The organism is Desulfosarcina cetonica JCM 12296 (assembly GCF_001311845.1).
GTDB classification, from domain to species: domain Bacteria; phylum Desulfobacterota; class Desulfobacteria; order Desulfobacterales; family Desulfosarcinaceae; genus Desulfosarcina; species Desulfosarcina cetonica.
This window is the reverse complement of sequence record NZ_BBCC01000262.1, coordinates 1-7,077: the sequence shown is the minus strand read 5'-3', so window position 1 is coordinate 7,077 and position 7,077 is coordinate 1. Positions and strand designations below refer to the sequence as shown.

Sequence of the window (7,077 nt, the reverse complement as noted above, 5' to 3'; positions counted from 1 at the left end):
GGGGTGCGCGTGATCCAGGCCCCGGAGGCTTCTCCGCCCGGCGGCCAGGCCGCCACGGCGCTCATGAAGAAGGCCGGCGTGCTGGCGGCCGCCACAAAGAACACGGTACTGGCGGGTACTTGCGTGCAGCGTACCATGCAGTCCCTGGTGGAGGGCGAGGGGGATGTTGCCGTGGTCGAGTACCGTCTGACGCGCATGCCGCTGTTCAAGGACAAAACCGAGATCCTGCCCATCCCGGCCGAATACTTCCCGCCGCCGCCCTTGACCTTTACCATCGGGGTGATGAAAACGGCGCCCGATCGGGATTTGGCAGACGCTTACGTGGACTTCATCCGCTCCGCCGAAGGGCAACAGTACTTTGAGAATGCCGGATTCATTCCCGCCATTTCCGCCGAAGGCAGCGGCTGGTGGAGAAATTGGGGGTGGTCGATGTCTGATACAACTGCTTCCATCAATACTGCTGGTGCCGCTGCGTCCCCAACCAAAGCAGGCAGTCGGCGCCTGACCGTGTGGCGGCGGTTGACCCAGACGGCCATGCTGGTGGTCATGGGCCAGTGGTCCTTCTACGGCATCTTCCGTTGCCCGTTCATCGTGCCCTATGTCAGTTGCCAGAACTGCCCGGTGCTCACCTGCCACGGGCGGCTTTTCTCCATGTTCTGGGGCTTCTGGCTGCTCTTGCCGGTTTCCGTCCTGCTTTTCGGCCGTGCCTTTTGCGGTTGGGCCTGCCCGGGCGGCTTGGTGGTGCAGCTTTCCGCCGAACTGGCCCCGCTGAAGCTGCGCGTGAGAAATTGGGCCACGCGGCTGTTGCCGTGGGGCAAGTATCTGGCCCTGGCCGGCGTGCTGGCCGTCTGGCTGGGCCTGGGCCAGCCCCGCGAGGCCATCCCGATCCGCGTGGGCGAATTCTTCGCTTCCGTTCGCCTCACTTTCGAGCATGCCAACACCGTCTGGTTGGTACGCACCGGCATCGTTTTGGGAATGCTCGTCATCGGTTTCCTGGTGGCCGGCGCCTGGTGCCGTTTTGCCTGCCCCACCGGCGGCCTCCTGGATGCCATCAAGGGCATCTCCCTATTCAAGATCTACAAAACGTCGGCCTGTAATGATTGCGGCAAGTGCCTGCGGGTCTGCCATATGGGCACGCGGCCGGCCGAGACAACTGCACCAACTGCGGCGACTGCCTGGACAGTTGCCCTCAGGATGCCATCCACATCGGTCGTCCCACCCGAAAGGGCTGATGCCATGCCAGACCGAGACGACTAGCAAAAGCCCCATCCGGTCGCACCTGACCCAACACCTGGGCCGCATGGGTGTGGATCTTTTAAACCTGTATTTTCTATTTGGCTTGATTGTAAGGAAAAATTGCCTTACTATAAATTTGTCATCAATATAGTGAGGGCTGCCATGACCACACTAAAAATAACCGCCAAAGGCCAAGTTACCTTACGTCAGGATATTCTTGCCCATCTTGGGGTGGGGCCGAAACAGAAGATCGAAGTCGAGAAATTACCCCATGGCCGAATCATGGTGAGAGCGGCCGAACCCAGAGGCGCCATCACGGATTTTATCGGTTGCCTTGCAAAGGAAGACGGACCGGTTTTGAGCCTTGATGATTTGGCTGAGATCGCCAGCCAGGGGTGGTCTGGGGAAAAATGAAGATTACCGTCGATACCAATGTGCTGGTGAGGGCTGCGGTTCAGGATGATCGGGAACAGGCTCGCACAGCAACGGCAGCACTAACCGGAGCCGACCTGATCGCCGTTCCACTTTCCGTGCTTTGCGAGTTTGTTTGGGTGATGCGACGCGGCTACCAGAGATCCATCACCGAGATTGCCGCGGCAATTCAACATCTGATGGACAGCACCAATGTAGCCATGAACAGACCCGCCGTTGAAGCCGGGCTATCCTTCCTGGAGGCGGGTGGCGATTTTGCGGATGGTATCATCGCCTATGAGGGTAGTTGGCTGGGTGCCGATGAATTTGTCTCCTTCGACAAACAAGCCGTAGCCATCCTGAAATCGCAAGGGAAATCCGCCCGATTGCTGACCGCGTAATAGCCTTTCCTGAGTCCTTTCCCTTGAACCACCATAAAAACGGTGCCCTCGTAGGAGCGGTTCTTAACCGCGACAGCATCAGACAGGATGCCATCCTCCCTATACGCCTACAGTCCCTGTAATGGGTAGTGTTACACTTATTTATTGACAGGATGTCTCCTACGGGATACATGTATTCTATGAAATACGAACTCCAAAGCACCGAGCAATTCGATAAATGGTTTTCCAGGCTAAAGGACTCATCGGTGAGGATCAAAATTCTCGCCAGGCTCAACCGGATTGAAAACGGAAACTTTGGAGACTTCAAGCAGATCGGACAGGATCTGTTCGAGCTGCGGTTTTTCTCTGGCCCAGGAATACGAATCTATTACACCTTGAAGGCGAAAACGATTGTCATCCTGCTGGCGGGCGGCAAAAAGTCCACGCAATCCAAGGATATCGAAACCGCGACCGCTATCTTGAAGGCACTTGAGGATTGAATCATGGCTGTAAAACTAAAAACATTCGATATCGCCGAGCACCTCACGTCGACGGATGAAATCCGAGACTTCCTGAACGAGGTGGCGGCTACCGGAGACGAATCCGATTTCATCCACGCACTGAGCACGGCGGCTCGGGCAATGGGGATGACAGAGGTCGCGAAAAAGGCGGGCGTGACTCGGGCGAGCCTCTACAAATCCCTGTCGGAAGGTGGAAACCCGAGATTCGAAACCATCAGCAAGGTGACCAAAGCGCTCGGGTGTCGGTTGTTGGTGGGGTGATTCATAAACAAATGGCTTCACCATAAACGATAGAGGCCCATTATCCCGCCACAAGCCCCCCGACCAATGCGGTGCCCTTGTAGGAGCGGTTCTTAACCGCGACAAAATCAAAACGGCAGCATTCCGCCCGCCCTAAACACCTACGGCCTAACCCCCTACCCACCTCTTTCACCCTACTATCTGCCGCCGAATCACCGTATCCTTCTTCCAGCGGTGATCGTCTTTTTGCGGATAGCCGATATTGTAATGCAGGCCGCGGCTCTCCTTGCGGTGGTCGGCGCATTTGATGATCAGCTCGGCCACGGTGGCGATGTTACGCAGTTCGATGAGATCGGGTGAGACCTTGAAGTTCCAGTAGTACTCCTGGATTTCCTTCTGGATGTTGTCGATGCGCCGCTGGGCGCGGGCCAAGCGTTTGTCCGAGCGCACGATGCCCACGTAGTTCCACATCAGACGCCGGATTTCGTCCCAGTTGTGGGCAACCATGATCTGCTCATCGCTGTCGGTTGTGCCCACGTCGTCCCAGTCCGGCACCTCGGGCGGGGTGATCTTGTTTGCCGTGGCCAGATCCTGGATGGATTGGCGCGCGGCCGCGTCGGCATAGACCAGGGCTTCCAACAGGGAATTGCTGGCCAGGCGGTTGGCGCCGTGCAGGCCCGTGCAGGCGGTTTCCCCCACGGCAAAGAGCCGGTTGATATCGGTGCGGCCGGACATGTCCGTGGCCACGCCGCCGCACATGTAGTGGGCCGCCGGCACCACGGGGACCGGTTCGCGGGTCATGTCGATGCCGAAGGAGAGACATTTTTCGTACAGGTTGGGAAACCGGCCGGTGACGAAGTCCGCCGGTTTGTGGGAGATGTCCAGGAAGACGCTGTCCTGGCCGCTGCGCTTGAGTTCGGTGTCGATGGCCCGGGCCACCACGTCCCGGCAGGCCAGATCTTTCTTGGGATCGTAGCGCTGCATGAAGGGGTTGCCGTCGCCGTCGATAAGGCGCCCGCCCTCGCCGCGCACCGCCTCGGAAATGAGAAAATTCTTGGCTGCCGGGTGATAGAGGCAGGTGGGGTGGAACTGGACGAACTCGAGGTTGGCCACGGTGGCGCCGGCTCGGTAGGCCATGGCGATGCCGTCGCCGGTGGCGATGTCCGGGTTGCTCGTGTACAGGTAGACCTTGCCCGTACCGCCGGTGGCCAGAAGGGTGATGCCGGCGCCAAAGGTCCGAACCCGTCGGCTTTTCCGGTCGAGCACATAGGCGCCGCAGCAGTAATCCTCATGGGTGGTGGTCACCATCCCGCGCTTGATGCGCGTGGAGAAGGTGATCAGGTCGATGGCGATGTGGTTTTCGTAGAATCGGATGTTCTTGTGTTGCCGGGCCCGTTCCAACAGCGCCCGCTCGACCTCCCGGCCGGTCATGTCCTGGGCGTGTACGATGCGGTTGCGCGAGTGGCCGCCCTCGCGCCAGATCGAAGGGGGGACTGCCGTTTTCCGCCGGCGCCGCATCATCGGCGTTGAAGCTGACACCCAGGGCATTCAGCTCCCGGATGCGCTCGGGGCCGCCGGTGACCACCTGGCGCACCACATCCGGGTTGCAGATGCCATCCCCGGAGTCGAGGGTATCCTGAATATGCAGGTCGAAAGAATCCCCGATGTCGAAAACCGAGGCGATGCCCCCCTGGGCCAGATTGGTGTTGCTGTCCACCGCCTCTTTTTTGGTGACGATGGCAACGGTCCCGTGATCGGCCACCTTGAGGGCGTACATCAGACCGGCGACGCCGCTGCCGATAATCAAGAAGTTTGTTTGTGTGTCCATGTTGTTTCTCAGTAAAGTGACGAGCGTTGTTTGCGCCGGCTGGAGCTGAACAGGCCGATGAAAAACCCCACCAGCATGATGCCGCCACCGGTCAATACCCACTGGGTGATGCGGTTGCGCTTCATCTCCAAGTTCTCATCTTCCAGCTTGGCGCTGCGGGTTTTCTCGGCCTGCAGTGCGGTTGTGGTCTCTTGGTAGCGCTTCTGCAGCTTGAGAAATTCCGAAGAGTCCTTCTTCAGGGTTTCGTAAGCCGCGCTCAGCGCATCGCGTTCCTGCTGGCTCTGGGAGAGATCGGCATCGCTGACTTTTTTTTCCGAATCGAGCTGGTCGAATTTCGTTTTCAGTTCGTTGTGCTGGGCCGTCAACGCATCATAGTCCCGCCGCACCCGCTCCAGGGCCATGGAACAGGGACGGCTGGTGGTCAGGTAGCGGCTGAGCACCCAGCCTTCCTTGCCGTCGGGCTCTCTTACCCGGGACCAGTCATTGCCCTTTTCAAGCATCTGCAGGGGGTTTCCGCTTTGGACGAGGGCGATGATCTTGCGGTCCGTTCCCGGTCCGGTACGTAGGGTGATTTCGAAGTTTTCGGATACATAGACGGTCTGGGCGCTACTTATGGCCGGCAAAAGCAAGAGGCCCGCCAGCACCAGCCAGAAGCATGCTTTGATGGTTTTCATCACAACGATACACTCCATTTGGATTGGGGTTGTTTCCGTCGCCGGAAAAAAATGCACCCATTTTGAGTTGAAAAAAAACCATCTGTCAATAATTTCTTTTCAAAAAAAATGCCCTGTGATAATCAGAAAAGTTCAACAGAAACAGGCAGGTGAAGGTGCAATGATCGCATACGACCTACAATGCAGCAACGGTCACCGCTTTGAAGGGTGGTTTGAAGACAGCGCCGCGTTTGATCGACAGCAGGAACAAGGTTTGGTCTGCTGTCCGGTCTGCGACGATACCGCCGTTGCCAAAATCCCCTCGACGTTTGCGATCAAATCATCTTCCGGAAGCCTTCCCCGGGAGATGCGTGAGAAAATCGCCCTGGCCGCCCTGGAGCGGCAGATTGTCAACTTCGTGGAAAAGAATTTCGACAATGTCGGGACCGAGTTTGCCACCGAAGCGCTGAAAATGCACTACGGCGTCACCGAACCGCGCAACATTCGCGGCGTCAGCACGCCCCAGGAGGAGGCGACCCTCAAGGCCGAAGGTATCGATTTCGTCAAGATCCCCATGCCCGCCGACGCTCCGGACACCCCCGACGCCCCAGGCGCTTCGGATGACAGCTCGGATACGGACGCCGAGTAGCCCGGCCTGAATTTTTCCCCACCCCATCAAATCCGTTCCGTTTATAGCATTCAAGATAATGTTTTTGGGCCGCGTTATCGGTCGTCGCGGTATGGTTTATACAGCTTCCTCCCTCTGGCCTTGCCAAAAACATTATCTTAAATACTATAGATATTCATCTTGAGCCGCCGAGCCAACATGGAGCGGCGCTGCCGCGGATGGTCGTTGCGCAGGGCCACGTGGAGCGCTTTTGCCGTGCCGACAATGACCACCAGCTGCTTGCCGCGGGTCAGGGCCGTGTAAAGCAGGTTGCGCTGCAGCATGATGTAGTGCTGGGTGATCAGCGGCACCACCACCGCCGGATATTCGGATCCCTGGGACTTGTGCACGCTGATGGCGTAGGCCAGGGCCAGTTCGTCCAGTTCGAGGAAATCATAGGGCACGCGGCGTCCCTCGTAATCCACCTCGGCGCAACCGCGTTCCAGATCGATGCCATGCACGATGCCGATGTCGCCGTTGAACACCTCCTTGCGGTAGTTGTTGCGCAGGTGCATCACTTTGTCGCCCACCTTGAAGCGGGTACCATCACCTCCACTTGCGTGCCATCGGGGTTGAGGGTTTGCTGCAGGATCCGATTGAGATTCAAGGTGCCCACCAGCCCGCGGTGCATGGGGGTCAGGACCTGGATCTCGCGGATGGGGTTCAGCCGGAAATGATCGGGAATTTGCCGCGCGCAGAGCGTCACCACGGTTTGCACCACCTTTTCGGGATCGGCCTGCTCCACGAAATAAAATTCGGAGAGGACGTCCGGATCGCCCGGCGGTTCGATCACGGGCGGCTCGCCGCGGCGCACCCGATGGGCGTTGAGCACGATGGGACTCTGCTCGGCCTGACGGAAGATTTCGGTCAGCTCGAAGGTGGCCACGCAATCGGAACGAATCAGATCCGCCAGCACGTTTCCCGGTCCCACCGACGGTAGCTGGAAGACGTCCCCCACCAGGATCAGGGATGCGGTGAGCGGCACGGCGCGGATCAGGTGGGCCATGAGCAGGGTATCGACCATGGAGGCTTCATCAATGATCACTGCATCGCCGATCAGCGGGTCGTCCTCGGTGCGCTCGAAATGGCCGTCGGCGAGGTTGTAGCCCAGGGACTTGTGCAGGGTGGCCGCCGGCCTGCC

9 protein-coding genes and 1 pseudogene are annotated in these 7,077 nt (G+C 58.7%); 6 read left to right on the top strand and 4 right to left on the bottom strand.

The window, feature by feature from the left end:
- The 5 genes from JCM12296_RS42835 to JCM12296_RS31215 form a co-directional block, all read left to right on the top strand.
- Window positions 1-1,257 (top strand): substrate-binding domain-containing protein (locus JCM12296_RS42835; RefSeq protein WP_218188378.1); only part of this gene is annotated, 1,257 nt, incomplete at its 5' end.
- Window positions 1,258-1,356: 99 nt separating this feature from the next.
- Window positions 1,357-1,650: an AbrB/MazE/SpoVT family DNA-binding domain-containing protein gene (locus JCM12296_RS31230; RefSeq protein ID WP_213184062.1), complete on the top strand. Its 294-nt coding sequence runs from the start codon at window positions 1,357-1,359 to the stop codon at window positions 1,648-1,650.
- The gene (locus JCM12296_RS31225) at window positions 1,647-2,048 is read left to right on the top strand and encodes a type II toxin-antitoxin system VapC family toxin (RefSeq protein ID WP_054701275.1); all 402 of its coding nucleotides are present in this window, start codon (window positions 1,647-1,649) and stop codon (window positions 2,046-2,048) included. The genes JCM12296_RS31230 and JCM12296_RS31225 overlap by 4 nt, the downstream gene beginning before the upstream one ends.
- A gap of 179 nt (window positions 2,049-2,227) precedes the next feature.
- Window positions 2,228-2,527, top strand: coding sequence for a type II toxin-antitoxin system RelE/ParE family toxin (locus JCM12296_RS31220; RefSeq protein ID WP_054701273.1), 300 nt, complete (start codon window positions 2,228-2,230; stop codon window positions 2,525-2,527).
- Window positions 2,528-2,530: 3 nt separating this feature from the next.
- Entirely contained in the window at window positions 2,531-2,809 is a 279-nt protein-coding gene (locus tag JCM12296_RS31215) for an addiction module antidote protein (protein ID WP_054701270.1), read from the top strand.
- 168 nt (window positions 2,810-2,977) lie between these two features.
- On the opposite strand, the pseudogene nadB reads toward JCM12296_RS31215, so the two are convergent.
- Together nadB and JCM12296_RS31205 are read right to left on the bottom strand one after the other, a co-directional pair.
- A pseudogene (gene nadB, locus JCM12296_RS31210) lies at window positions 2,978-4,565 on the bottom strand (L-aspartate oxidase).
- Window positions 4,566-4,624: 59 nt separating this feature from the next.
- Entirely contained in the window at window positions 4,625-5,290 is a 666-nt protein-coding gene (locus tag JCM12296_RS31205; RefSeq protein ID WP_054701267.1) for a TIGR04211 family SH3 domain-containing protein, read from the bottom strand.
- Window positions 5,291-5,450: 160 nt separating this feature from the next.
- On the opposite strand from JCM12296_RS31205, the gene JCM12296_RS31200 reads away from it, so the two are divergent.
- On the top strand, window positions 5,451-5,918 hold the full coding sequence (locus JCM12296_RS31200; RefSeq protein WP_083456692.1) for a DUF1178 family protein: 468 nt from the start codon (window positions 5,451-5,453) through the stop codon (window positions 5,916-5,918).
- A gap of 137 nt (window positions 5,919-6,055) precedes the next feature.
- Here JCM12296_RS31200 and JCM12296_RS46415 read toward each other — a convergent pair whose 3' ends face one another.
- Window positions 6,056-6,451, bottom strand: a complete 396-nt coding sequence (locus tag JCM12296_RS46415; protein WP_157068063.1) for an ATP-binding domain-containing protein — start codon at window positions 6,449-6,451, stop codon at window positions 6,056-6,058.
- The coding region (locus JCM12296_RS46410; protein WP_157068062.1) for an ATP-dependent DNA helicase at window positions 6,451-7,077 on the bottom strand (627 nt) is incomplete at its 5' end. The genes JCM12296_RS46410 and JCM12296_RS46415, both read right to left, overlap by 1 nt.

What these genes read in the sequence shown, in the direction of transcription:
- JCM12296_RS31225 (WP_054701275.1), top strand. Translation starts at nt 1,647, where the DNA reads ATGAAGATTACCGTCGATACCAATGTGCTGGTGAGGGCTGCGGTTCAG.
- JCM12296_RS31220 (WP_054701273.1), top strand. Translation starts at nt 2,228, where the DNA reads ATGAAATACGAACTCCAAAGCACCGAGCAATTCGATAAATGGTTTTCC.
- JCM12296_RS31215 (WP_054701270.1), top strand. Translation starts at nt 2,531, where the DNA reads ATGGCTGTAAAACTAAAAACATTCGATATCGCCGAGCACCTCACGTCG.
- JCM12296_RS31205 (WP_054701267.1), bottom strand. Translation starts at nt 5,290, where the DNA reads ATGAAAACCATCAAAGCATGCTTCTGGCTGGTGCTGGCGGGCCTCTTG.
- JCM12296_RS31200 (WP_083456692.1), top strand. Translation starts at nt 5,451, where the DNA reads ATGATCGCATACGACCTACAATGCAGCAACGGTCACCGCTTTGAAGGG.
- JCM12296_RS46415 (WP_157068063.1), bottom strand. Translation starts at nt 6,451, where the DNA reads ATGCACCTGCGCAACAACTACCGCAAGGAGGTGTTCAACGGCGACATC.